Annotated in this window: 26 protein-coding genes; 14 read left to right on the top strand and 12 right to left on the bottom strand. The window is 59.4% G+C overall.

Annotation, left to right across the window (positions count from 1 at the left end; genetic code table 11):
* Positions 1 to 3: 3 nt before the first annotated feature.
* From lpxD to CLU85_RS14360, 10 genes are all read left to right on the top strand, one after another.
* A complete protein-coding gene (gene lpxD / locus CLU85_RS14405; RefSeq protein ID WP_100410863.1) occupies positions 4 to 984 on the top strand; it encodes a UDP-3-O-(3-hydroxymyristoyl)glucosamine N-acyltransferase in 981 nt (326 codons plus the stop codon).
* A 16-nt stretch (positions 985 to 1,000) separates the two neighbouring features.
* Complete coding sequence (fabZ, locus tag CLU85_RS14400; RefSeq protein WP_100410862.1) at positions 1,001 to 1,441, top strand: 3-hydroxyacyl-ACP dehydratase FabZ; 441 nt, start codon at positions 1,001 to 1,003, stop codon at positions 1,439 to 1,441.
* 30 nt (positions 1,442 to 1,471) lie between these two features.
* Positions 1,472 to 2,260 (top strand): acyl-ACP--UDP-N-acetylglucosamine O-acyltransferase, encoded by a 789-nt coding sequence (gene lpxA / locus CLU85_RS14395; protein WP_100410861.1) that lies wholly within the window; start codon positions 1,472 to 1,474, stop codon positions 2,258 to 2,260.
* Between the two features lie 9 nt (positions 2,261 to 2,269).
* The gene (gene lpxB, locus CLU85_RS14390) at positions 2,270 to 3,433 is read left to right on the top strand and encodes a lipid-A-disaccharide synthase (protein ID WP_100410860.1); all 1,164 of its coding nucleotides are present in this window, start codon (positions 2,270 to 2,272) and stop codon (positions 3,431 to 3,433) included.
* Positions 3,399 to 4,040 carry a ribonuclease HII gene (gene rnhB, locus CLU85_RS14385; RefSeq protein WP_100410859.1) on the top strand — a complete coding sequence of 214 codons (642 nt, stop codon included), beginning with the start codon at positions 3,399 to 3,401 and terminating at the stop codon, positions 4,038 to 4,040. The genes lpxB and rnhB overlap by 35 nt, the downstream gene beginning before the upstream one ends.
* Complete coding sequence (locus tag CLU85_RS14380; RefSeq protein ID WP_100410858.1) at positions 4,037 to 4,810, top strand: RNA methyltransferase; 774 nt, start codon at positions 4,037 to 4,039, stop codon at positions 4,808 to 4,810. The genes rnhB and CLU85_RS14380 overlap by 4 nt, the downstream gene beginning before the upstream one ends.
* A gap of 278 nt (positions 4,811 to 5,088) precedes the next feature.
* The gene (gene carA, locus CLU85_RS14375) at positions 5,089 to 6,252 is read left to right on the top strand and encodes a glutamine-hydrolyzing carbamoyl-phosphate synthase small subunit (RefSeq protein ID WP_100410857.1); all 1,164 of its coding nucleotides are present in this window, start codon (positions 5,089 to 5,091) and stop codon (positions 6,250 to 6,252) included.
* Positions 6,252 to 9,518, top strand: coding sequence for a carbamoyl-phosphate synthase large subunit (carB, locus tag CLU85_RS14370; protein ID WP_100410856.1), 3,267 nt, complete (start codon positions 6,252 to 6,254; stop codon positions 9,516 to 9,518). Before carA ends, carB begins: the two co-directional genes overlap by 1 nt.
* 179 nt (positions 9,519 to 9,697) lie before the next feature.
* Positions 9,698 to 10,174 carry a transcription elongation factor GreA gene (greA, locus tag CLU85_RS14365; protein WP_100410855.1) on the top strand — a complete coding sequence of 159 codons (477 nt, stop codon included), beginning with the start codon at positions 9,698 to 9,700 and terminating at the stop codon, positions 10,172 to 10,174.
* A gap of 21 nt (positions 10,175 to 10,195) precedes the next feature.
* Positions 10,196 to 10,645: a DUF4149 domain-containing protein gene (locus CLU85_RS14360; RefSeq protein WP_100410854.1), complete on the top strand. Its 450-nt coding sequence runs from the start codon at positions 10,196 to 10,198 to the stop codon at positions 10,643 to 10,645.
* Between the two features lie 96 nt (positions 10,646 to 10,741).
* Here the strand turns inward: CLU85_RS14360 and CLU85_RS14355 are convergent, their stop codons facing one another.
* From CLU85_RS14355 to CLU85_RS14305, 12 genes are all read right to left on the bottom strand, one after another.
* Positions 10,742 to 11,500, bottom strand: coding sequence for a glycosyltransferase (locus CLU85_RS14355; protein WP_100410853.1), 759 nt, complete (start codon positions 11,498 to 11,500; stop codon positions 10,742 to 10,744).
* Positions 11,500 to 11,973, bottom strand: a complete 474-nt coding sequence (locus CLU85_RS14350; RefSeq protein WP_100410852.1) for a YhbY family RNA-binding protein — start codon at positions 11,971 to 11,973, stop codon at positions 11,500 to 11,502. The genes CLU85_RS14355 and CLU85_RS14350 overlap by 1 nt, the downstream gene beginning before the upstream one ends.
* Before the next feature lie 66 nt (positions 11,974 to 12,039).
* Positions 12,040 to 12,636, bottom strand: coding sequence for a recombinase family protein (locus CLU85_RS14345; RefSeq protein WP_100410851.1), 597 nt, complete (start codon positions 12,634 to 12,636; stop codon positions 12,040 to 12,042).
* Between the two features lie 232 nt (positions 12,637 to 12,868).
* Positions 12,869 to 13,987 carry a zonular occludens toxin domain-containing protein gene (locus CLU85_RS14340; RefSeq protein ID WP_100410850.1) on the bottom strand — a complete coding sequence of 373 codons (1,119 nt, stop codon included), beginning with the start codon at positions 13,985 to 13,987 and terminating at the stop codon, positions 12,869 to 12,871.
* Entirely contained in the window at positions 13,984 to 14,268 is a 285-nt protein-coding gene (locus tag CLU85_RS14335; protein ID WP_100410849.1) for a DUF2523 domain-containing protein, read from the bottom strand. The genes CLU85_RS14340 and CLU85_RS14335 overlap by 4 nt, the downstream gene beginning before the upstream one ends.
* A 3-nt stretch (positions 14,269 to 14,271) precedes the next feature.
* On the bottom strand, positions 14,272 to 15,714 hold the full coding sequence (locus CLU85_RS23020; RefSeq protein WP_157803969.1) for a hypothetical protein: 1,443 nt from the start codon (positions 15,712 to 15,714) through the stop codon (positions 14,272 to 14,274).
* Between the two features lie 388 nt (positions 15,715 to 16,102).
* Positions 16,103 to 16,342, bottom strand: a complete 240-nt coding sequence (locus CLU85_RS14330; protein ID WP_100410848.1) for a major capsid protein — start codon at positions 16,340 to 16,342, stop codon at positions 16,103 to 16,105.
* 86 nt (positions 16,343 to 16,428) lie between these two features.
* Positions 16,429 to 16,746: a hypothetical protein gene (locus CLU85_RS14325; protein WP_100410847.1), complete on the bottom strand. Its 318-nt coding sequence runs from the start codon at positions 16,744 to 16,746 to the stop codon at positions 16,429 to 16,431.
* Between the two features lie 76 nt (positions 16,747 to 16,822).
* Positions 16,823 to 17,155: a hypothetical protein gene (locus CLU85_RS14320; RefSeq protein ID WP_157803968.1), complete on the bottom strand. Its 333-nt coding sequence runs from the start codon at positions 17,153 to 17,155 to the stop codon at positions 16,823 to 16,825.
* Entirely contained in the window at positions 17,139 to 18,359 is a 1,221-nt protein-coding gene (locus CLU85_RS14315; RefSeq protein WP_232727831.1) for a phage/plasmid replication protein, read from the bottom strand. The genes CLU85_RS14320 and CLU85_RS14315 overlap by 17 nt, the downstream gene beginning before the upstream one ends.
* Positions 18,350 to 18,649, bottom strand: coding sequence for a hypothetical protein (locus CLU85_RS14310; protein WP_157803967.1), 300 nt, complete (start codon positions 18,647 to 18,649; stop codon positions 18,350 to 18,352). Before CLU85_RS14310 ends, CLU85_RS14315 begins: the two co-directional genes overlap by 10 nt.
* Before the next feature lie 26 nt (positions 18,650 to 18,675).
* On the bottom strand, positions 18,676 to 19,146 hold the full coding sequence (locus CLU85_RS14305) for a hypothetical protein (protein WP_100410844.1): 471 nt from the start codon (positions 19,144 to 19,146) through the stop codon (positions 18,676 to 18,678).
* Between the two features lie 365 nt (positions 19,147 to 19,511).
* Here CLU85_RS14305 and CLU85_RS14300 point away from each other — a divergent pair, with 365 nt between their 5' ends.
* From CLU85_RS14300 to folP, 4 genes are all read left to right on the top strand, one after another.
* On the top strand, positions 19,512 to 19,820 hold the full coding sequence (locus CLU85_RS14300) for a hypothetical protein (protein ID WP_100410843.1): 309 nt from the start codon (positions 19,512 to 19,514) through the stop codon (positions 19,818 to 19,820).
* On the top strand, positions 19,798 to 20,460 hold the full coding sequence (locus CLU85_RS14295) for an RlmE family RNA methyltransferase (RefSeq protein ID WP_100410842.1): 663 nt from the start codon (positions 19,798 to 19,800) through the stop codon (positions 20,458 to 20,460). The genes CLU85_RS14300 and CLU85_RS14295 overlap by 23 nt, the downstream gene beginning before the upstream one ends.
* A gap of 172 nt (positions 20,461 to 20,632) precedes the next feature.
* On the top strand, positions 20,633 to 22,552 hold the full coding sequence (gene ftsH / locus CLU85_RS14290; RefSeq protein ID WP_100410841.1) for an ATP-dependent zinc metalloprotease FtsH: 1,920 nt from the start codon (positions 20,633 to 20,635) through the stop codon (positions 22,550 to 22,552).
* Between the two features lie 124 nt (positions 22,553 to 22,676).
* Entirely contained in the window at positions 22,677 to 23,507 is an 831-nt protein-coding gene (gene folP / locus CLU85_RS14285; protein WP_100410840.1) for a dihydropteroate synthase, read from the top strand.
* Positions 23,508 to 23,550 lie beyond the last annotated feature (43 nt).

The following is a 23,550-nucleotide window of genomic DNA, read 5'->3' as shown; positions in this document are numbered from 1 at the left end:
CTCGTGAGCTTGTTGCTTGGGCACATTGTTGATGCGCTCGGTGGTTCGTTGGAAGGGGGGGCGCGTGAAACCGCCATTGCCCGCATCGCGCCACTGGAGGTTGCGGGCCCAGGAGACCTCAGTTTCCTGAGCAACCCTCGCTACCAACAGCAACTGGCCGCCTCCCGGGCGGCCTGTGTCATTGTGGCGCCTGCCATGCGTGAAGTCGCGCTGGTGCGGGGCGCCTGCATCGTGGCGGACAACCCCTATGTCTACTTTGCGCGCGCCACCCAGTTGTGGCGGCAGCGCAATGCGTCTGCGCTACCGCCCGGTGTGCACGCCAGTGCGGTGGTCGATCCCACGGCGCAGGTGCATCCCACCGCAACCATTGGCCCGCTCTGCGTGGTCGAGCGCGGGGCGCATGTCGGTGCTGGTACTTGGCTCAAATCGCGGGTCACTGTGGGTGAGGACTGCCATATTGGTGCGCGTTGCATTGTGCATTCGGGCGTGGTGATCGGGGCTGACGGCTTTGGTTTTGCGCCCGAGAAAGGCCAGTGGGTCAAGATCGAGCAACTGGGCGCTGTACGCATTGGTGACGATGTCGAGATTGGTGCCAACACCTGCATCGACCGCGGTGCGTTGCAGGACACCGTGATCGAAGATGGTGTCAAGCTCGACAACCTGATCCAAATTGGGCATAACGTGCGGATCGGCAAACATTCGGCCATGGCCGGGTGTGTGGGTGTGGCCGGCAGTGCAACGATTGGCGCGCATTGCACCGTTGGCGGCGGCGCTATCGTGCTGGGCCATCTGGAGTTGGCCGACAACGTACATATCTCTGCGGCAACCGTCGTCACGCGATCGCTGACCCGGCCTGGCCAATACACCGGCATGTTTCCCATCGACGACAATGCGCGCTGGGAAAAGAACGCTGCGACACTCAAACAATTGCACAGCCTGCGAGAGCGCATCAAGGCGCTGGAGCAGGCCCTCAAAGCAGCATGAACGGAAGAACAACTCGATGATGGATATTCACGCAATTCTCAAACAACTGCCCCACCGCTACCCGTTTTTGCTGGTGGACAAGGTGATCGAGTTGGAGAGCAACACCCGCATCAAGGCCATCAAGAACGTCACGTTCAATGAGCCGTATTTCATGGGGCATTTTCCTGGCCGCCCCGTGATGCCCGGGGTATTGATTCTGGAAGCGCTGGCGCAGGCGGCTGGTTTGTTGGCTTTTGATGCCATGGGCAAGGTGCCCGATGAAAACAACATCTACTACTTTGTTGGCATCGACGGCGCGCGTTTCAAGCGCCCGGTGGAGCCGGGCGACCAGTTGATTCTGACCATCACCATCGACCGCGTGCGTGGTGGCATCTGGAAGTTCAAGGGCGTTGCCAGCGTGGGCGACGAGGTGGCTTGCGAAGCCGAACTGATGTGCACCATGCGCAGCGTGGGCTGATCGACACAAACTGTTCAGACCTGTTGGACCGTGAGCAACATTCATCCCACTGCCATCGTTGAGGCGGGCGCCCGCATTGATCCTTCCGTGACGGTGGGGCCCTACACCGTGATCGGTCCGCATGTGTCGATCGGGGCGGGCACCACTGTGGGTGCCCATTGTGTGATCGAGGGACGTACGACCATTGGCGCGGACAACCGCGTTTTCCAGTTCGTCTCGCTCGGTGCAGCCCCGCAAGACAAGAAGTACGCGGGTGAGCCGACGCAATTGGTCATCGGCGACCGCAACACCATCCGGGAGTTCTGCACCTTTAACCTGGGGACCACCCAGGATCGGGGGGTGACGACCATCGGAGACGACAACTGGATCATGGCCTACGTGCACATTGCGCACGATTGTGTGGTGGGCAACCAGACCATTTTGGCCAACAACGCAACCCTGGCCGGGCATGTACAGGTGGCGGACCAGGCCATCATCGGCGGGCTGACCGGCATTCACCAGTTTGTGAAAGTGGGAGCCCATGTGATGGCCGGGTTTGCCAGCCACATCTCGCAAGATGTACCACCGTTCATGATGGTGGATGGCAACCCGCTGGCAGTGCGGGGCCTGAATCTGGAGGGCCTGCGCCGCCGGGGCTTTTCGACCGCGCGGGTGGCGGGCATCAAGCAGATGCACCGCGTGTTGTATCGCCAGGGGCTGACCCTGGAGGCCGCACGCGCCGCTATGGCGGAGTTGCCCGCCACTTATCCCGAGGCAGCTGCCGACATCGCTTTGGTGTTGGCCTTCCTTGATACCTCCACGCGCGGCATTGCGCGCTGAGGGGGCTCCATGAATGCATCCCCCCGCGTTGCCATGGTGGCAGGCGAGACTTCGGGCGACCTGCTGGCTGGCCTGTTGATCGATGGCATGCAGGCCCATTGGCCGGGGTTGCAGTCCTGCGGTATTGGTGGCCCGCAGATGGAGCGGCGTGGTTTTGAGGCTTGGTGGCCCAGTGAGAAACTGGCTGTGCACGGTTACAGCATGGAAGTGCTGCGCCGGCTGCGTGAGTTGCTGGGTATCCGCAAACAACTGCGCGAACGCTTGATCAAGGATCGCCCCGATGTCTTCATTGGCGTGGACGCTCCTGATTTCAATCTGGGGCTGGAGTCCGATTTGCGCACGGCCGGTATCAAAACAGTGCATTTCGTGTGCCCCTCCATTTGGGCTTGGCGGGCTGATCGCGTAGAGAAGATCCGCCGCAGTGCAGACCATGTGTTGTGCATCTTTCCATTCGAGCCCGAGCTATTGGCCCAGCACGGTATCGCCGCCACCTATGTAGGCCACCCTTTGGCGGGCGTGATCCCCATGGTGCCCGACCGTTCCTCGGCCAGGGCCCAACTTGGACTGCGGGACTCCGATGAGGTTCTCGCCATCCTTCCGGGCAGCCGGTCGTCAGAGATTCAGTACATTGCGCAACCCTTCTTTGAGGCTGCAGCGTTAGTGCTTAAAGCGCGACCAGCTATCAAAATAGTAGTTCCTGCTGTGCCTGCCTTGCGTGACCGCATCGTGCAAATGGCCTACGCCTGTGGTTTGGGCGATGCGGTTCAGATCATTGCGGGGCAGTCCCACGCCGTGTTGGCTGCCTGTGATGCCACGCTGATTGCCAGTGGCACTGCCACCCTCGAAGCGGCGCTCTTCAAGCGCCCCATGGTCATTGGGTACCACATGCACCCTTTGAGCTGGTGGCTCATGCGACGCAAGCAGTTGCAACCCTGGGTGGGGTTGCCCAACATTTTGTGCCGTGAGTTCGTGGTGCCCGAGTTAATTCAGGACGCAGCCACACCGCAGGCGCTTTGTGCTGCCACATTGGAGTGGCTGGACGCGCGGCGCCACAATCCGCAAAAAATAGCGGCCTTGGAGCAACGCTTTACGGCGCTGCACGAAAGCCTGCTGCGAAATACTCCCCAACTGGCTGCCGATGCGATCCAGAAAATCCTCTCTGCCACTGCCTGAGCAGGTCTGTCTGCCGTGGCATCCGCCTGGCTTGGTCGCTGGTGTGGACGAGGCCGGCCGGGGGCCCTTGGCGGGGCCGGTGGTGGCTGCCGCCGTCATTCTGGATGACCTGAATCCAATCGCTGGACTGGCCGACTCCAAAAAGCTCACTCCGGCGCGGCGCGAGAAGCTCTATGACGAAATTCGCGCCAAGGCGCTGTGCTGCAGCATCGCCGAAGCCAGCGTGGAGGAGATCGACCGACTCAATATCCTGCAGGCCACGATGCTGGCCATGCGCCGCGCGGTGATGGGTCTGCGGCTCAAGCCTGTCATGGTGCTGGTGGATGGCAACCGCCTGCCCTTGCTGGACGTGCCGGCCGAAGCCATCGTCAAGGGGGATGCGCTGGTGCCTGCCATCTCGGCAGCTTCCATTCTTGCCAAGGTGTACCGCGACCGCTGGTGTGTTCAGGTCCACGAGGAGTTTCCACAGTATGGCTTCGCGGGGCACAAGGGCTATGGCACGGCTGTGCACATGGACGCCTTGCGTGAACATGGCGCCTGCATCCATCACAGACGCTCGTTCGCCCCGGTGGCCCAGAGCCTGCTCGCCCAAGGAGACTACCCATGACCTCGTCGTCCGTGATTGCCATCCATTCCCGGGACAACACCTTCGTCAAGGATCTGCGCCGACTGGCCCAGGACACCACGGCCTACCGCAAGCAGGGCCGTGTATGGCTGGAGGGTGATCACCTGTGCCGTGCCGCGCTGGCCAGGGGGTTGCGCGCGGCGGTGGCGGTGTTTTCGGAGTCTTTTTGGCCTCAAGCGCAGTTTGAATATGCGCAGGATGCTATGAAAACAATAGTTCTTGCCGATGCACTGTTTGCCGACATCAGCGGGCTGGAGTCTCCTGCTCGCATGGGTTTCATCCTGGATCTGCCGACGCCACCTGCCCTGCGTCCCGAGGCTGCGACCGTGGTGTTGGACAGGGTGCAGGATGCCGGCAATGTGGGTTCTATCCTGCGCAGCGCCTCGGCATTCGGGTTTCGGCAGGTCGTCGCCATCAAGGGCAGTGCCGCACTGTGGTCGCCCAAGGTCTTGCGGGCCGGGATGGGGGCGCATTTTGCGCTGGATCTGATAGAGGGTGTCGGGTTGGAGGACATAGTGGCGTTGGAGGTGCCCCTGCTGGTCACCAGCTCACACGCTGGTGACTATCTGCATCGCGCGGCCTTGCCCTGGCCCTGTGCCTGGGTAATGGGGCATGAAGGGCAGGGCGTTTCGCCCTCCCTGGAAGATCGTGCCGCCGTGCGCATTCGCATTGCCCAGCCTGGTGGCGAAGAGTCGCTGAACGTGGCGGCTGCAGCGGCCATTTGCCTGCACGCCAGTGGTGCCGCCCGTTGAGCGCAAGGGTTGGTGCTGCATTTTGAATTCGCGGTGGCGGCCTGACCGCAGTCGCAGCGGCTTGCACTGGAGTCCCTGTGGGTCATGGGCCTTGCTATCAGGGTTATGCAGTACGTGCATCGCGGGCCGGCTGACGGGCAAGGGTATAATCGGGGGCTTTTCTCGCAACAGCGTCGCCCGACCGCACCCAAAGCAACAACCTATCTGAGAGCAGCCACTGGCACTCGCGCGCGAGTGGACTGCAGGCGCCGGGCGACCGTAACCATCCGGAGAATCCAGTGCTTTTGTCTCTACAGGGAAATTTCCCGCCCGCCATCCTGGCGCTCGCAGACGGCACGGTCTTTATCGGTAATTCGATTGGTGCTACCGGCACCACGGTCGGCGAAGTGGTGTTCAACACCGCCATCACCGGCTACCAGGAAATCCTCACCGACCCCAGCTATTGCCAGCAGATCGTGACGCTCACGTATCCGCACATCGGCAACTACGGCGTCAATGCGGATGACATCGAAGCCGACAAGATCCATGCCGCCGGCCTGATCATCAAAGATCTGCCTCTTTTGGCCAGCAACTTCCGTCTGACGGAAACACTTTCGCAGTACCTCGTGCGCGAAAAGACCGTTGCCATTGCCAACATCGATACCCGCAAACTGACCCGCCTGCTGCGCACCCAAGGTGCCCAGAATGGCGTCATCGTGGGCCTGGCCGCAGGGCAGGTTGTCACGCAGGGGCTCGTCGATGAAGCCATCGCCAAGGCCAAGGCCGCCCCCAACATGGCGGGGCTGGATCTGGCCAAGGTCGTGACCACGGCGTCAAGCTACGAGTGGACGCAGACCGAGTGGAAGTTGGGCTCGGGCTACGGTGAGCTGGCTGCGCCCAGGTTCCATGTGGTGGCCTACGACTTTGGCGTGAAGAAGAACATTCTGCGCATGCTGGCCGAGCGTGGCTGCAAGGTCACCGTGGTGCCCGCGCAGACGCCTGCGGCCGAGGTGTTGGCCATGAAGCCCGATGGAGTCTTCCTGTCGAACGGCCCCGGTGACCCGGCGCCCTGCGACTACGCCATCGCGGCCACGCAGCAGATCATCGACAGCGGCGTACCCACATTCGGTATTTGCCTGGGTCATCAGATTATGGCTCTGGCATCGGGCGCCAAGACCTTCAAGATGGACAACAGCCACCACGGCGCCAACCATCCGGTCAAAGACCTGGACAACGGCCGCGTCAGCATTACCAGCCAGAACCATGGTTTTGCCGTCGAGATGGATTCGTTGCCTGCCACGCTGCGCCCCACGCACATCAGCCTGTTTGATGGCACGCTGCAGGGCCTTGCGCGCACCGACAAGCCCGCATTCTGCTTCCAGGGCCACCCCGAGGCATCGCCCGGCCCGCACGATATCGCCTACCTGTTTGACCGCTTTACCGCGCTGATGGAGAAGAAGTAATGCCAAAGCGCACAGACCTCAAATCGATTCTCATCATCGGCGCTGGCCCGATCATCATCGGCCAGGCCTGCGAGTTCGACTACTCCGGCGTGCAGGCCTGCAAGGCCCTGCGCGAAGAAGGCTACAAGGTCATCCTGATCAACAGCAACCCCGCGACGATCATGACCGACCCGGCCACGGCCGATGTCACCTACATTGAGCCCATCACCTGGCAGACGGTCGAGAAGATCATCGCTAAAGAGCGCCCCGATGCCATCCTGCCCACCATGGGTGGTCAGACAGCGCTGAACTGCGCCCTGGATTTGTGGCACCACGGCGTGCTTGAAAAGTACAAGGTGGAGTTGATTGGCGCCACGCCCGAAGCCATCGACAAGGCCGAGGACCGCCTCAAATTCAAGGACGCCATGACCAAGATTGGTCTGGGCTCTGCGCGCTCGGGCATTGCCCACAGCATGGACGAAGCTTGGGCCGTCCAAAAGACCGTAGGCTTCCCCACAGTGATCCGCCCCAGCTTCACGCTGGGCGGCACGGGCGGCGGCATTGCCTACAACCCCGAAGAGTTCGAGACCATCTGCAAGCGCGGCCTGGAAGCCTCGCCCACCAACGAGTTGCTGATCGAAGAGTCGCTGCTCGGCTGGAAAGAGTACGAGATGGAAGTGGTGCGCGACAAGGCGGACAACTGCATCATCATCTGCTCCATCGAAAACCTGGACCCGATGGGCGTGCACACCGGCGACTCGATCACGGTGGCCCCCGCGCAGACCCTGACCGACAAGGAATACCAGATCCTGCGCAACGCCTCCCTGGCGGTTTTGCGCGAGATCGGCGTGGACACGGGTGGCTCCAATGTACAGTTCTCGATCAACCCCAAGGACGGCCGCATGGTCGTGATCGAGATGAACCCGCGCGTCTCGCGCTCTTCGGCGTTGGCCTCCAAGGCCACGGGTTTCCCGATCGCCAAGGTGGCGGCCAAGCTGGCCGTGGGCTACACGCTTGATGAGCTGCGCAACGAGATCACGGGCGGCGTCACGCCGGCCTCGTTCGAGCCGTCCATCGACTACGTGGTCACCAAGATCCCGCGTTTCGCGTTCGAGAAGTTCCCGACCGCCGACAGCCGCCTGACCACGCAGATGAAGTCCGTGGGCGAAGTGATGGCCATGGGCCGCACCTTCCAGGAATCCTTCCAGAAAGCCCTGCGCGGCCTGGAAGTGGGCGTGGATGGCATGAACGAGAAGACCCAGGACCGCGAAGTGCTCGAAAAGGAACTGGGCGAGCCCGGTCCCGAGCGCATCTGGTACGTGGGCGATGCCTTCGCCATGGGCCTGTCGGTAGACGAAGTCTTCGAACTCACCAAGATCGACAAGTGGTTCCTGGTGCAGATCGAGCAGATCGTGAAGATCGAGCTGGACATTGACAAGCTCGTGGTCGAGAAGGGTGACGGCGCGCTGGCGGCGTTGGATGCGTCCACGTTGCTCACGCTCAAGCAAAAGGGTTTTTCCGACCGCCGCCTGGCCAAGCTGCTCAAGACCACCGAGAAGGCGGTGCGCGAAGCACGCCGTGCGCTCAAAGTGCGCCCCGTGTACAAGCGTGTGGACACCTGCGCCGCCGAGTTCGCCACTGACACCGCCTACCTGTACTCCACCTACGAGGCTGCGACCTATGGTGGCGTTGCAGAGTGCGAGGCAGAGCCCACCACCAACAAGAAGATCATGGTGCTGGGCGGTGGCCCCAACCGCATCGGCCAGGGCATCGAGTTCGACTACTGCTGCGTGCACGCGGCCCTCGCGATGCGCGAGGACGGCTATGAAACCATCATGGTCAACTGCAATCCCGAGACCGTCTCCACCGACTACGACACCTCTGACCGCCTGTACTTCGAGCCTGTGACGCTGGAAGACGTGCTGGAGATCGTGGACAAGGAAAAGCCGGTCGGCGTGATCGTGCAGTACGGCGGCCAGACGCCCCTGAAGCTTGCGCTGGGCCTCGAAGCCGAAGGCGTGCCGATCATCGGCACCAGCCCCGACATGATCGATGCGGCCGAAGACCGCGAGCGCTTCCAGAAGCTGCTGGGCGAACTGGGTCTGCGCCAGCCACCCAATGCCACGGCCCGTACCGAGCCCGAAGCCCTGGAAAAGGCCGCCGCCCTGGGCTACCCTCTGGTGGTGCGCCCCAGCTACGTGCTGGGCGGCCGCGCGATGGAAATCGTGCACGAGCAGCGCGATCTGGAGCGCTACATGCGCGAAGCCGTCAAGGTGAGCAACGACTCGCCAGTGCTACTGGACCGCTTCCTCTCTAACGCCATCGAGTGCGACGTGGACTGCGTGCGCGACTCCGCAGGCGTCACCTTCATCGGCGGCGTGATGGAGCACATCGAACAGGCCGGCGTGCACAGCGGCGACTCGGCCTGCTCGCTGCCCCCGTACTACCTGTCGCAGCCCACTATCGACGAGATCAAGCGTCAGACTGCGGCCATGGCCGAAGGCCTGAGCGTGGTGGGTCTGATGAATGTGCAGTTTGCCATTCAGGAAGTGGATGGCAAGGACGTGATCTACGTGCTGGAAGTGAACCCGCGCGCCTCGCGCACGGTGCCTTTCGTGAGCAAGGCCACCGGCATCCAGCTGGCCAAGGTGGCCGCGCGCTGCATGGCCGGCCAGACACTGGCGTCGCAGGGCATCACCAAGGAAGTGACGCCGCCGTACTTCAGCGTGAAGGAGGCCGTGTTCCCCTTCGTGAAGTTCCCCGGCGTGGACACCATCCTCGGTCCCGAGATGAAGTCCACCGGCGAAGTCATGGGCGTGGGCAAGACCTTCGGCGAAGCTTTTGTGAAAAGCCAGCTGGGTGCGGGCACCAAGTTGCCCACATCAGGTCGCGTGTTTCTCACCGTGAAGAATGCCGACAAGCCCCGTGCCGTGGATATTGCGCGCCAGCTGGTGGCCCTGGGCTTCGATCTGGTGGCCACCAAGGGCACGGCAGCTGCGATTGCCGAGGCCGGTGTGCCCGTGGGCGTGGTGAACAAGGTGACAGAAGGGCGCCCGCACATCGTGGACATGATCAAGAACAACGAGATTGTGATGGTCATCAATACGGTGGAAGAGCGTCGCAATGCGATTGCGGATTCGCGTGCGATTCGTACCTCTTCGCTGTTGGCCCGTGTGACGACCTTCACCACTATTTTTGGTGCAGAAGCTGCTGTCGAAGGCATGAAATACCTCGACAAGCTCGATGTGTATTCGGTGCAGGAGTTGCACGCGCAACTGGCGGCCTGAGCCCCGGTAAAAGCGGCATAATCTGCCCTTGACCAGACACCGCCGCGCGGCAACGTGCGGCGGTTTCCTTTTGTAGATTTGCCATTTGCACACACTGAAATTTTCTGGGTGCGATGTGGTAACTGACCGGTGGAAGTGCTTTGCGCTTTCACCGTTTTGATTTGTGGAGACTCAACAAAATGGCCACCATTCCGATTACCAAACGCGGTGCTGAGAAACTCAAGGAAGAGTTGCACCGCCTCAAGACCGTGGAGCGCCCCGCCGTGATCACGGCAATCGCTGAAGCGCGCGCGCAAGGCGATCTGAGCGAGAACGCCGACTATGACGCAGCCAAGGATCGCCAGGGGTTCATCGAGGGACGTATCCAGGAGATCGAGGGCAAGCTTTCCGTGGCTCAGGTCATTGATCCGAGCGGCGTGGACGGTGGTGGCAAGGTCGTTTTTGGCGCCACGGTGGAGCTGGAAGATGAAGAGTCAGGCGATACCGTGAAGTACCAGATCGTGGGTGAAGACGAGGCTGACCTCAAGCAAGGTCTGATCAATATTTCCAGCCCCATCGCGCGTGCCTTGATCGGCAAGGAGACGGGTGACACGGCGGAAGTGCAGGCGCCGGGTGGTGTCCGCCGCTATGAGGTGGTGGGGGTTAGCTACCGTTAAGAGCAAGTGATGCAACAAGCTATGCGTCAACGCCTTCCTGTTGTGGTTGCTGCCCTGTGGTGGGGCAGTCTGAGTACCATCGGATTTTTGGTGGTGCCCATGTTGTTTGCGAACCTGCCGTCCCCGTCGCTGGCCGGCAATATGGCGGCCAAGTTGTTTGCTGCGCAGACCTGGGTTGCGGTGGTCTGTTGCTTGGTGTTGTTGGCATTGTCCAGGCCCAGAAATGCTGTGGCGCAATATCCATGGGCACAGGCTGCTATGCTTTTTATACTGGGGGGCCTGTTGCTGGCATTGCTCAACCAGTTTGGCGTTGCGCCGCGCATCGTGGCTCGGCAGGACCTGCGACTGTGGCACAGCGTGGGTACGGTGATGTATGCGCTGCAATGGTGCTGTGCTCTGGCCGTGTTTTGGCAAACACTTCGCCACCACAATGTGACCGCTGGTGTCGCGGTCGCATCAGTGGACGCTTGAGCTAGTCAGCCAGCCGTGAGAGCCGTCTTTGAAAAGGCAGGCTGCACACAGTCTGGCGCTAGTCTTCGTCCCATCAAAAAAAGACTTCGCGCTCGCTTATTCGTGCCAATGTTCAGCCACCCATTTTGCGGGGCGGATATAGCGAAACCGGCGATTGCGTCGACCTGCCAGCGCATCGGGTGGATTGCATTCACCATGAAAGATCACGATGCGAGCGCCAGGCGGTACAAAGGGCGCACGCCAGTAGTTCGTGGGCCAGGTGGGGATGCCGTGGTACTTGAAGCTAGGGCACCATGTCGCCGGCCAGTATTGCAATTTGCCCTGTTTGTGCAGGAAGTCGGACAGATAGGCCTGCTCATTGCGGAATTGCTCGCGTATCTCGGCGAAATGCCCACGAAAATGCGCCAGCACATCGGGGTGAGCGCCGAGTTCGAAACGATAGACCGATGAATTACCTGTAATACGCCAAGGGCGCTTGTAGTCATGGATGATGAGAAACTCGCCGGCCTGTGTGAAAAATTCATCGAGGCTTCCGGTGATAACCACATCCACATCCAGAAAAAGGGCGGTTCCTCGAAGGCCGTGCAGGTCGGCACTGAACGTCACCAGCTTGGTCCAGCCCCGTTCCGGGATACCAGGGGGTAGGTCCAGCGCCGGAATGGGCAGACACTGCACTTCACTGCGAATACCGGCACTGTCGTCGGTCAGGCAGGTGAAATGGAAATCTCCATTCAGGTGTCTGCGCACCATGGCATAAAGCCGGTTGACATATTCGGGGCCGTATTTCGTGCCCCATTTCATGCAGATGATGTGGCGTGCGCGGGCCGTAAGGGCGGGTGCTGCCGTAGCGTTCATTAGTCTGCCTGGCGCTTTTTGATGGATTTTTGCTTGGGTTTTGCGCGCTTGATCTGGCCACCCGGGGTGAGGCGCTGGTTGCCAAGTACGCGCAATTGCTTGATCTCGGGGCGTTGGCCGCCGCGCTTGCTGTACTTGAGCACTTTGACATCACGGGGACCAGGCATACGGTCGTCATTGACCGCGCGCTCCTTCGGTGGCTGAGGGCGCCACAGTACCAGCAGCTTGCCAATGTGCTGGATGGGGGCGGCATTGAGATCGGCCGTGAGCTGTTGGTACATCAGCTCGCGGGCGGTGCGGTCGTCATTGAAAACACGCACTTTGATCAGTCCGTGGGCGTTCAGCGCGGCGTCGATCTCCTTTTGGACGGCAGGAGTGAGGCCATCGCCACCGATCAGGACCACGGGGTCCAGGTGATGGGCATTGGCGCGTTGTTCCCGGCGCTCTGCGGGAGTCAGTTGAATTTGGGGCATGGGCCGTATTATCGAGGCAGGAAGAAAAAAGTAATGAAAGTCAACACTTCCGACAGCGAGAAAAAGCTAAAGATAGTCACGCAGCACCGGGTATAGCCCGGTATTTTTTTGCCCCTTGCGCTCAGCCAATAGGCGTCGAACAACGATCAAGGACACGCCGAAATGGCGGGCAGTGGCTGACTGAGTTGCTCCCCCATCGACCATTGCCAACACTTCTGCCTCGCGTTCCGGTGTAAGTAGCTTAGGGCGGCCAAATATCACGCCACGCTTGATGGCTGATACCTGCCCAGCAACAGTGCGTTCTCTGATGATGGAGCGTTCGAGCTGGGCGACTGCGCCAAGAATCTGAATCATGAACGTGCCAAGCGGTGAGGCCGTATCTAACGGTTCAGTCAAAGAACGAATGGCCGCGCCAGATGCCTTTATCTGGTCCAGGATGCTTAGCAAATCCTTGAGCGATCTTGCAATACGGTCCATCTTGTAGACGACCAGCACATCACCCGGCTTGAGTGATGCTAGCAGCCGCTGCAGCTCCGGCCGAGGACCGACAGAACTCCCCTTTTCCTGCCGCACATCGATCACCCCGGCCTTTGCAAGTGCATCAATTTGAAGATGCGTTTCTTGGTCTTTTGTTGAAACTCTTGCGTACCCAATAGAAGCCATTTTCCCCCTCCTTTTTGGAAGAATTTAGACGTTTTACCAATTGGTAAAAGCTGGAAATGGCGGCCACGTTTAGTGCAAGAAATCAGGGCCTTGTCAGTGCGTTATGCAAGGGGCCTTCGCATAGGGCAAGGGTTGCGCGATGGTCCTACATGGTGCCCTGCGGCCCCATACCCCCGCCCCAAACCTGCGACACAAGGTCTCCGGTTCGGGTCCCCGTGTGTCTCTCAGATGGTCAATGAGCAGAGAGCTGGGCTTCAGAAACCGAGGATCGTTGATCTGAGGCCAAGAGCGTTCCCCCATCCGGCTTGAAGGGATCAAAACGCCGCCGACGCCAATCGTCCCATTCATCGCACAGGTCTGCAGGAACAGCGGTGCGCTGCTGGGTCATGCAGTAGCATGGCTCAGCATCCGGACAAACACGGCCAACGATGCGAGGCATGGTGACGACTTCGCGCAGGTGGTCATACGCAGGAGCACTACGAGGTTCGTAGCTGACCACGGGAATAAACATGGTGCTGTCATAAGACTGGCCACGCTGGCCGGGGCCATTGCTAGTCATGGGCTTAAAGCCAGTGCCAGGGACCGCAGGGGAAGCAGGAGAAGGCGCTGCAGGAGACGAAGGCGCAGACACCGAGGGCGCATGCGGGCCAGCCTTACTGGCATCAGCGGCAGTCTTATCGCCCTTGGACGAAATCCGACTAACGATCGATGGAACGAAATAAAGGGCAGCGGCAATAGCTGCAATCACGACATACGCCAGCGGCGGGATACTTGTTTTTGGCTTGGTGTGCAACTCGCTCGACATATAGAGCTTGAACACACTCTTGTCATATCGGAAAGGGCTCTTTTTTAGGGCCTTGCTGTACATGAGAGACCGGCTGCAGTGGTCCCACTCATAGACGATAGAAGCACCGAGGCCACCGAAGCGGCGCACGTGCAAATGGCGACCAACAAGGGCAAGGACGTTGCGATCCAGCAGCATAGGATGCTGCGTGATGATGATGAAGTCGACTCCCTTGTGTCGGTGCGTCTCAAGAGCACTTATGTCATCCGGAACCTTGGAGCCGTTGGGGCGTGGGGGCCAGTAACGCTGCACCTCATCGGGAACGATCACATCACCGGGCTTGCACCACTTATGCCAGCCGCGCAGGCCGTGTTCCTCATCGCCGTCAATCAGCTCGTGTTCAATTAGGAGGCGGGGAATGTTGGTGCAGATGCGGCGCTGTGTCTCTTTTTGCTGGCCGTTTTCATCAGTGCTTTTGACGACCGAGCCGACTAGGTCAAGCAGTAGCTTGGCGATGCAATACAGCGTTTTCCCAGCGCCAGGAGTGCCGGTTATCAGCGTGATCATGAGTTAGAACTCAAGATGCGCGTCGTCTTACTAAGGTTCCAAATCAACACGCGGGTCATGATGGCCCCGAAGATGATCGACAGGGCCTGTCCAACACCAGCGAGGCCAGCCAGTTGCAGGATGCCTGCAGGCAGGCCACCCCATGCGTTTTGAGCGGTGGCAATGACCTGATCCATGAGCAAATCCATGCCCACAAAACTGACCAGAGAAAGACCCAGCGTAACGAAGATACGGGCAATGATGGGGGACACCATCGCCATGATGAGCTGTGCAAATCCCATGGCTTACCCCTCAGACCTTGGCGCGACGATGAACACCGCAGAGATAGCCGCCAGCAACAGCAATATCGGCTTTATGTAGTTCACGATCCAGCCGCAAGGCTGAGCCATGTTGAGAGCTGTAATGGAGTGCCCGCCAACGTTGATATTGAGGTTGGCAGGACAAGACCCACCACCGCCAAAAGATGGGCCTTGCTGCTGAGTAATGTTGCGCGTTTGCGTCGGTATCGTGCCATCTGGCGGGGGTGCACCGACAGGCATACAGCCCAGCGAGCCAGGATACTTATCGCAATCTGTGAGGTAGTTTGTACCGGGCGTGGGGTTACCAGTCACCGGGGTGGGAACTGTGACGGGGGTAGTCGGGGCAGTCGGCGTGTCAACAATTGTTGTGATGGGCCGAACATCAACGCGATAAGGGTCCGTGGCAGTTGGTGCCGCAACAATCTCTTGCCAAGGCTGTGTGTATTGCTGAGGGCTCGTGTTTGGGATCGGTATTGGCTCACCATCGGCAATACGCAACGGCTGACTTGGCAGCGTGGGAACAGCCGGCGAGTTGGGACCAATGGGCAACGGATCATTGCCAGCCGGCGCAGGGGGATTCATCACCGGCGTGGGATCAACAGGGATAGGCTGACCCAGCGCAGGCAGGATGCGAGGGTCCACCGCGACAGTGGACAAGGCATTTAGATCAGAGCCACTGACAGCAACGCCGCTATCCATCACAACGCCAGCAGAGCCTGTACACGGCTCGTATGAATAATCAGTGGTAGCAGTACACACCACCACGAGCAACTTTGCACCAGGAGCGCACGCACCAGCACTACCATCGGCAATGCGAACCCAGGTGTGCGGCGCTGTGTAGCACGCGTAAGGGTAATGAGAAGCCATGTTGGTCATCTCAACTGCCAAGCTGGTTCCAGTGGCCATCATGGTGGCATTGATATCTATGCCGTTGTAGTTATGACCAGCTGGAGGCACAGCGGATTTTCGAAGCATGTCCGTCTGCGCGTCATAGTACAGATCCATTGCAACACCATCAGAGTGAGCACGCGTGATCCAATCAATGACATAGGGAGCAGCAGCACCCAGCGCAACACCAGCAGCAACACCGGTAAGCAATGCTGTGCCAGCAAGGCCAGCGACAGCAACACCAGCGGCAACGCGAAAGGCTATCGGCACGACAACTTGACCAAGGTTGTAGGCACCGAGCTGCAATACACCGGTTGTAAAGACGTAACCAGCAGACACAACGCCACCCGTAATCCGGGCAACATTCGCAGCACCAGTTCCAATAGCAGAAACAGGCACCTGCGGAACAACAGAAGCGTACGCCGCGTGGGCATAGTCTGCAGACAAAAGAAGCATGCCAGCGGAGAACATGGCCGCACGCAAAAGGGGCATATTGCGCATAGCTTGGCTCACCTGAATGCAACGAAAAGAATGAAGCACAAGCCAGCGGCGATCATGTACTCAATGGGAAGAATCATGTTTAACCCCTATCGGTATCACCAGTGAAAAGATTCAAAAGCTGCTTGAGACCCCATACAGTGACAAGGACTAGAAGAAAGCCGTAAAAGACGGCTTGCATATCGGCGACCCGCTCGAGGTTGAGAGGCTCAGAAGAAGCATGTTCTTCACTGGAGAGCAACACGTAAGGACAGACACCCGACCGAGTGGGAACCTTCAAAAAAGAGTGAGCAGTAAAAACAGCCTCACCGGTAGCAGTGTCGCCAAGCTGACCCCCGACAGGAAAAATCTCTACGCACTGAGGCATAAAAAACACCTTAAAAACCGAGGGCGCAAGGCCCCCGGAGATTCACACGATGACGGCGATGGATCAGATCCAACCGAACTTGGAAGCGAGCTTCTTCAGGCCCCAGAAGGCAACGAAGGCGGTGATGATTGCCGTGATGGCCGTGGTCATGTCGGTGCCAGCGTCACTGATGGCGGTGGTGACACCAGCAGGCAGCGCGGCATGGGCAGACATGCCCAGCATCGACAGAACACCGGCAGCGGTGGCACCGCGAGCGACCAAACGGCGAGCGATTTTCTTCGCGGTTTTTGCGGAAACGTTCATTTGAAACTCCTTGATGAAATGGCGCGGAATTGCACCCCACAGCCCACCACGTTTCAGAACGTTGATGAGCTGCAGGCTGGAATCACTTACCCGCCATGGCGGCGGTTATGGATAGCGTCGTCACGCTTAGACCAAGTAGCGTCTATGAACTTGTCACCATCCCAATAGCCGTAGCTGTAGCCCTTCTCAGGTGTTGCGCCAAAGCCGAGTTTTTGAGAGAGCTTTGCAAGGCCCCAAGGCACAACAAACACGGTGATGACAGCCCCCATAGTCATAATGAGATCGGTGCTCAAAGTGGAGATTGCGCCGAGCACAACCGCACTGAGCGCAGCATGTGCAGGGAGCGCAAAGCCGAACAGCGCGAGAGAGAACAGCACAAGTCGAGAGCAGGCAGTTTTGAACATTGACACTCCAGTGATGAAGGCGATTGCACTCCACAGCCCACCACGTTTCAGAACGTTGATGAGCTACCGGCTGAAATCAAGCAACTTTTTTGAAGGGTGCTGGTTCGGCCTTGGGAAGCTCCAGCGGAGAGCAGTCGGTGACCATTTCCTTGGTTTCCTTGCCGTTGGAAACGCGCTCGACCTCAAGCGAGGCCATGAACGGGAGGGGCAGGTGTTGCATGCGAAACACCGTTTCAGCGTTAGGCATCTTCCATTCTTCGGTAGCGTGCCCGGCCTTGAAGTTCTCGCCCGGTTTGTTGTAGCGGGTGTCCAATTTCACACGACCAAACAGCGTTGCGCTGTCGATGGCTTCGCCGTTCACAATGCCCTTAAAGGCTTTCATTCCGACGACTTCAATAGTGACTGCCATAGCGTTTTCTTTCGATGGTTGGGAGCTCGTAAAAATCAGGCATAGAGACCGGGCCGAGCTGGATTACCCGGGTCTTTGGTTGAAATTGAAGGACGTTGCTCTTTATGGCGATATCAACGCCGAACGACAGCAGCTCGCGGCGGTGCTTGTAGAACTGCGAGCGCTTCAACTTGGTTGTGATGTCGTCACCGGCTTGCCACATGCGATAGGTGGACAGCAATGGCTTAGGAAGCTGGCTGATTTGGTCAACGTCAGCAGAGGCACGAGTGAGTACCTCGGCCTTACTTTCGAACTCAATTTCGAGCTGTTTCATGTCAAACCCCCCTAGGTGCGAACAACCCATGTCATGCAGCTTTGTTGCCTTGAACGTCATCTCGAAACGGACCAACCCGACAGAGTCGCACCAGTCCGCGAGCTGCAGGACGTAAGGATCAAGTGCGGGTTTGAACAGGTCATCACCGGGTACTGAACGGCCAGCGTGACGGCGCAATTCAGGGCCTTTCAGGTAGGCCTTGTAGTAGAGGTAGCGGGAGCCACGACCCCAATCGACCGTTTCACCTTCGCCATAGGTGCCAGTCTTCAAACGGCTTGCCTGCTGGCCCTGCAGGTAGCGCATGAAGTGGTAAGCGTCCTCTTTGCTGCCGGTGCTGAAATTGCGGGTCACGTCCACGCGTGTGACGCGGGCACCGGTCCAGACCGTGCGAGGCTCGCCCTTGAAATTGCTTATGAAGCGCTCGCCTTCGGTGAAGGGAGGCAGGCCCATGGACACCAGCAGGTTGTTGATGATCTGCAAGCACTGGCGGAAGGGATAGCCGAAGACGTTGTCTGGACGGCCCCAGCGCGACACGTTCCCATCGAACCACACGGTTTCACCGTCGCAGCGGATGAAGACCGAGGTTTCGTGCGATCCCTCGACCTGCAGTTTTTTGAGTGTGGTTGATTCAACGACGCCATCGGCATCCACACGGATCACAGCACCGTCTGCGACCTTTGGCAGGCCCCCGCAATGGTGGCGCTGATAGATCGACAGCCAGTCACAGAAGCCGACGAGCTGGACCTTTGTGGCTGGGCGGGGATACCAATCCGGCTTACTCCCTGGCTTGGGGAAAAGGTGGTAAAGCTCGGGGACATCCACCGGCACAACAGCGCCAGATTCGACCCCTGTTTTCCGCTCAAACGGACTAGACTGACGTGTTACTTGCACGTCAGTCCTCCGGAGGCACGCGGCGAGGGCGTGCGGCGCTGCGCTTGCCCACCCTCACCGCGCCCAGCTGCGCGGTCTTTGCTGGCCTGTGCCTGGGCGTCCAGGTCCTGGCAGGCCTGGCTGATGTAGTCGATGGCGTATCCACGCAAAAGGCCCTCAACCTCGAACACGTGGGCGTCGAACCAGGCGGATTTTTCGGGCGAGCTTAAGAACATGTGCAGGTGAGCTGCGCAACGGACGATGCGGCGTGCCTGGTCGCTCATGCGTGGCTCAAAGACGGGAAGGAGCATGGAGGCGCCAGATTGGCCGGTAGTAGTCATGCGCGACACTCCCCAGCCTGGGGAGGCATACCCGCCCAGCAGCGGCGACGGGCCGCAATGGCCACAAGCTCGGGATCACCCGAGGCCTCCTCATTGGCCACCAACTGCTCGACCATGAGACGGCGGTGCTTGGCCACCGTCATGGGCCTGCCCTCGTACAGTTCCCCAACCTTGGGAAACACGCGGGCATCGACCAGGCGCGGCTGCAGCTCTGAGGCCAGGGACTCCAACAGATCGCGCTGGCGAGCAAGGAATACGAGCTGGCTTTCATCATGGCGGCGCTGCAGCTTATGGTCGGAGCAAATGCCGCCGCTGGTCACTTCCAGGTCATGCTTCGTGCAGGCTTGGCGCGGAGCAATCACTGGGCTGTCATGGCGCACTTGCTCGAAGTGCGCGCAATTGCGGCAACCTGGGCGGTCACCAGGGGTTTGGTAGCCCACCTGGGCGTGTTTGGCTACCAGCCTCATACCCGCCGCTCCAAACGAACGGTAGACGAGGGCAGGAAAGCAAAGACGCAATCGCAGCAAACGACCCAGAAGCCCATCGGGTCAGTCAGCTCGCCATTGAGCATGGCGCCTAAGGTGTCTGCCCCCTGCCCACAACCGGCTAGGGCCGCCAAGCTCTCACCAGTGGTGTTAGTGGCAGGGGACAGACAAGTGATTTCCCCGGCTTGGGGAAGGTGGAAGGTCCTGCCCGCGCTGGGGTAACCTTGGTAGGAAGTAATTGACATGGCGGCCCTTGTGTGAGAATTAACACTAATGCTTAAATAATCATCACTGCTAAGTGATGCGAAATGTAGCACAAATGCTTATTTGCAAGCAAAGGATGACCAATGACAGTCACAGAAATCATTGACCAGGCAGCATCAAAAGTCGGAAGCCAACGCAAGTTGGCCGAGCTGCTGGGAATAAAAGAACAGAACCTAAGCGGGTTCAAAAAGGGCAGGTATTGCAGCTATCAACAGCAGGCACAAATTGCTGCAGCGGCAGGCATGCAAGAGCTTGCAATCCGCATCCTTCTCGAAGGCATAGCCGGAGGCCTGAGCGATGACATAGCGCACGAAGCCCACGCCAAGGCAGGCTTACAAGCTATGCTCCAGGCGTTCCCCGAAAGCGAAGATGAAAGTCAAAACCCAAAGTAAGAAGGTCAATAAGGCGTGGCTCAATGACCACGTCAATGACACCTACGTCAAATTGGCGCACAAGGAGGGCTACCGAGCCCGCGCCGCCTACAAGCTCAAGGAAATTGACGAGCAACTCGGGCTGATCAAGCCTGGTTATACCGTGGTGGACCTGGGCTCCACACCAGGTGCTTGGAGCCAGTACCTGCGCCGACGCATGTCACCTTCTGGTGCGGCGGCGGGGCAGCTCAATGGCACGATCATCGCGCTGGACATCTTGCCCATGGAGCCTATTGAGGGCGTCACCTATCTGAACGGTGATTTTCGCGAGCCCGACGTGTTGGAGCGCCTTGAACAAGCACTCGACGGCAGGGTGGTGGATGTTGTGGTATCTGACATGGCCCCGAATCTGTCTGGCATCGAGTCTGCAGATACGGCACGCATTGCCCATCTGGTGGAACTGGCGGTGGACTTTGCTGGCAGCCATTTGAAGCCTGATGGCGCGCTTGTGGTCAAGCTTTTCCATGGCAGTGGTTACGGCGACCTGGTGACCCTGTTCAAGCAGACTTTCAAGGTGGTCAAACCCTTGAAGCCCAAGGCATCGCGCGACAAGTCTTCCGAGACCTTTTTGGTAGGCATGGGCCTCAAGAAAGCAGCATGAGAGACCTGCCTCAGGTCAAGATTTCGTAAAATGTCGCGACCAAACCCTTGCTGATTCCATGGCGGTGAGGGGGAATAAGAGTGGCCCCTCGGCTTGAAAGACCTAAAATGGGCCACACATACGCCGTGACGGCAGTGTGTCCGTTTTCTGTTCCCCGCAACTGGAGCCCCGCTTGAACAATCAGTGGTTTTCAAAAATTGCCGTATGGCTGGTTATCGCCATGGTGCTGTTCACGGTGTTCAAACAGTTTGACACCCGCAGTGGCGCTAGCGCCGGGCATGTTGGCTATTCTGAATTTCTTGACGAAGTCCGGAACAACCGCATCAAGAGCGCCACCATCCCCGAAGGCTTGAGTGGTGGTGAAATTGTGGCTACGACCACGGATGACCGCAAGATTCGCACGAATGCCTCGGTGCTGGATCGTGGCTTGGTGGGCGATCTGCTCAACCATAACGTCAAGTTCGATGTGAAGCCCCGCGAAGAAGGTTCTCTGCTCATGACCCTGCTGGTCAGCTGGGGTCCCATGCTGCTGCTGATTGGCGTCTGGGTGTATTTCATGCGTCAGATGCAGGGCGGCGGCAAGGGCGGTGCCTTCAGCTTTGGCAAGAGCAAGGCGCGCATGCTCGACGAGAACAACAACCAGGTCACCTTCGCGGACGTGGCCGGTTGCGACGAAGCCAAGGAAGAAGTCAAGGAAGTCGTGGACTTCCTGAAAGACCCCCAGAAGTTTCAGAAGCTCGGTGGCCGTATCCCCCGTGGACTGCTGCTGGTGGGCCCTCCAGGCACTGGCAAGACCTTGCTGGCGAAGTCTATTGCGGGCGAGGCCAAGGTGCCTTTCTTCAGCATTTCGGGCTCCGACTTCGTGGAAATGTTTGTCGGCGTGGGCGCGGCTCGCGTGCGTGACATGTTCGACAACGCCAAGAAGAACGCTCCCTGCATCATCTTCATCGATGAAATCGACGCCGTGGGCCGCCAGCGCGGTGCCGGTCTGGGTGGTGGCAACGACGAGCGCGAGCAGACCCTGAACCAGATGCTGGTCGAGATGGATGGCTTCGAGACCAACCTCGGCGTGATCGTGGTAGCTGCCACCAACCGTCCTGACATCCTGGATGCAGCCTTGCTGCGTCCCGGCCGTTTCGACCGTCAAGTGTATGTAACGCTGCCTGACATCCGCGGCCGCGAGCAGATCTTGAACGTGCACATGCGCAAGATCCCGATCGGCCAGGACGTGGCCCCCGGGATCATTGCCCGAGGCACGCCGGGCATGAGCGGCGCCGACCTGGCCAACCTGTGCAACGAAGCTGCCTTGATGGCCGCCCGCCGCAATGCGCGCACCGTGGAAATGCAGGATTTCGAAAAGGCCAAGGACAAGATCCTGATGGGCCCCGAGCGCAAGAGCATGGTCATGCCCGAGGAAGAGCGCCGCAACACGGCCTACCACGAGTCCGGCCATGCGCTTATCGGCAAGCTGCTGCCCAAATGTGACCCGGTGCACAAGGTCACCATCATCCCACGCGGCCGTGCCTTGGGCGTGACGATGAGCCTGCCTGCGCAAGACCGCTATAGCTATGACCGTGAGTACATGCTCAACCAGATCAGCATGCTGTTTGGTGGCCGCATCGCCGAGGAAGTGTTCATGAACCAGATGACCACCGGCGCCAGCAATGACTTTGAGCGTGCCACGCACATTGCCCGTGACATGGTCACCCGCTACGGCATGACCGATGCACTGGGCCCCATGGTCTATGCAGAAAACGAAGGCGAAGTGTTCCTGGGCCGTTCGGTGACCAAAACTACCACGATGAGCGAGCAGACCATGGAAAAGGTGGACATGGAAGTGCGCCGTATCATTGACGAGCAGTACAACTTGGCCCGTCGCTTGATCGAAGAGAACAGCGACAAGATGCACGCCATGGCCAAGGCCTTGCTCGAATGGGAAACCATCGACACCGAGCAGCTCGACGACATCATGGCGGGCAAGGAACCCCGTCCTCCCAAGGACTGGACACCCCGTACCCCTCCCTCTGGGGGCGACAATTCCAGTGGTGGTACTCCGGCGGTCGCGACGGATACCGCACCAACGGCAGCCTGAGGGCGCTTGCCTGTTCAGCCGTTCCAGCGGGGCCTTGTGCCCCGTTTTTCATGGCTGAGGATCTCGTCCTTTCTGTGTGTGATGGCGCTGTCGTGGCGTTTTTTTGTTTCTTATCGATAGCCCCATGTTTTGGCAAACCACTCGCTTCTCTATTGATCTTGAACGGCCGAAGGTCATGGGCATCGTCAACGTTACGCCCGATTCATTTTCTGACGGTGGGTGCCATGACTCCACGGCAGCGGCACTGCGGCACTGCGAACAGCTTTTGAGGGATGGCGCCGATATTCTCGACATTGGCGGGGAGTCCACGCGCCCGGGCAGTCCTGCGGTGCCTGTAGACCAAGAGTTAGCCCGCGTCATCCCGCTGGTGCGTGAGGCGGTAGCGTTGGGAGTCCCTGTGTCGGTGGATACCTACAAACCCGAGGTCATGCAAGCGGCTTTGGACCTCGGCGCCGACATCGTCAACGACATATGGGCCTTGCGGCAGCCAGGGGCGTCAGCTGTGGTGGTGGCGCACCCGCGCTGCGGTGTGTGTTTGATGCACATGCACCGCGACCCGCAAACCATGCAGGCTGTTCCTATGGAAGGCGATGTAGTGCCCTCGGTGCTATCATTTTTAGAGCTGAGTGCGCATAATTTACGTGCACTTGGGGTCGAAAAGAACCGGATTCTTCTTGATCCCGGCATCGGTTTTGGCAAAACGGTAGCGCAAAATTTTGCGCTGTTGGCAAGGCAGGATGTATTGCTGTCGGCGGGTTATCCTTTGCTGGCGGGTTGGTCGCGCAAGTCGTCGCTGGGTGCTGTGACCCATTTGGATGTGGGCCAGCGCATGGTGCCCAGCGTGACTGCGGCTGTTCTGGCTGTGGAGCGTGGCGCATCGGTGGTCCGCGTGCATGATGTTCGCGAGACGGTGGCTGCGTTGGCGGTGTGGTCTGCCATGCAGCGTGCTCTCTGACTTTGCTGAGACAGGTGTTGGCCGGTGGCGCACGGTGTCACGC

The organism is Acidovorax sp. 69 (genome assembly GCF_002797445.1).
Taxonomy (GTDB): Bacteria; Pseudomonadota; Gammaproteobacteria; order Burkholderiales; family Burkholderiaceae_C; genus Acidovorax.
The sequence above is the reverse complement of the archived record's forward strand: the minus strand, read 5'-3'. Positions and strand labels throughout refer to the sequence as shown.

Excerpts from the sequence above, each read along its gene's own strand:
- fabZ (WP_100410862.1), top strand. The coding sequence starts at position 1,001 with ATGATGGATATTCACGCAATTCTCAAACAACTGCCCCACCGCTACCCG.
- lpxB (WP_100410860.1), top strand. The coding sequence starts at position 2,270 with ATGAATGCATCCCCCCGCGTTGCCATGGTGGCAGGCGAGACTTCGGGC.
- rnhB (WP_100410859.1), top strand. The coding sequence starts at position 3,399 with ATGCGATCCAGAAAATCCTCTCTGCCACTGCCTGAGCAGGTCTGTCTG.
- CLU85_RS14380 (WP_100410858.1), top strand. The coding sequence starts at position 4,037 with ATGACCTCGTCGTCCGTGATTGCCATCCATTCCCGGGACAACACCTTC.
- carB (WP_100410856.1), top strand. The coding sequence starts at position 6,252 with ATGCCAAAGCGCACAGACCTCAAATCGATTCTCATCATCGGCGCTGGC.
- greA (WP_100410855.1), top strand. The coding sequence starts at position 9,698 with ATGGCCACCATTCCGATTACCAAACGCGGTGCTGAGAAACTCAAGGAA.
- CLU85_RS14360 (WP_100410854.1), top strand. The coding sequence starts at position 10,196 with ATGCGTCAACGCCTTCCTGTTGTGGTTGCTGCCCTGTGGTGGGGCAGT.
- CLU85_RS14355 (WP_100410853.1), bottom strand. The coding sequence starts at position 11,500 with ATGAACGCTACGGCAGCACCCGCCCTTACGGCCCGCGCACGCCACATC.
- CLU85_RS14350 (WP_100410852.1), bottom strand. The coding sequence starts at position 11,973 with ATGCCCCAAATTCAACTGACTCCCGCAGAGCGCCGGGAACAACGCGCC.
- CLU85_RS14345 (WP_100410851.1), bottom strand. The coding sequence starts at position 12,636 with ATGGCTTCTATTGGGTACGCAAGAGTTTCAACAAAAGACCAAGAAACG.
- CLU85_RS14340 (WP_100410850.1), bottom strand. The coding sequence starts at position 13,987 with ATGATCACGCTGATAACCGGCACTCCTGGCGCTGGGAAAACGCTGTAT.
- CLU85_RS14335 (WP_100410849.1), bottom strand. The coding sequence starts at position 14,268 with ATGGGATTTGCACAGCTCATCATGGCGATGGTGTCCCCCATCATTGCC.
- CLU85_RS14330 (WP_100410848.1), bottom strand. The coding sequence starts at position 16,342 with ATGAACGTTTCCGCAAAAACCGCGAAGAAAATCGCTCGCCGTTTGGTC.
- CLU85_RS14325 (WP_100410847.1), bottom strand. The coding sequence starts at position 16,746 with ATGTTCAAAACTGCCTGCTCTCGACTTGTGCTGTTCTCTCTCGCGCTG.
- CLU85_RS14320 (WP_157803968.1), bottom strand. The coding sequence starts at position 17,155 with ATGGCAGTCACTATTGAAGTCGTCGGAATGAAAGCCTTTAAGGGCATT.
- CLU85_RS14310 (WP_157803967.1), bottom strand. The coding sequence starts at position 18,649 with ATGCTCCTTCCCGTCTTTGAGCCACGCATGAGCGACCAGGCACGCCGC.
- CLU85_RS14305 (WP_100410844.1), bottom strand. The coding sequence starts at position 19,146 with ATGAGGCTGGTAGCCAAACACGCCCAGGTGGGCTACCAAACCCCTGGT.
- CLU85_RS14300 (WP_100410843.1), top strand. The coding sequence starts at position 19,512 with ATGACAGTCACAGAAATCATTGACCAGGCAGCATCAAAAGTCGGAAGC.
- CLU85_RS14295 (WP_100410842.1), top strand. The coding sequence starts at position 19,798 with ATGAAAGTCAAAACCCAAAGTAAGAAGGTCAATAAGGCGTGGCTCAAT.
- folP (WP_100410840.1), top strand. The coding sequence starts at position 22,677 with ATGTTTTGGCAAACCACTCGCTTCTCTATTGATCTTGAACGGCCGAAG.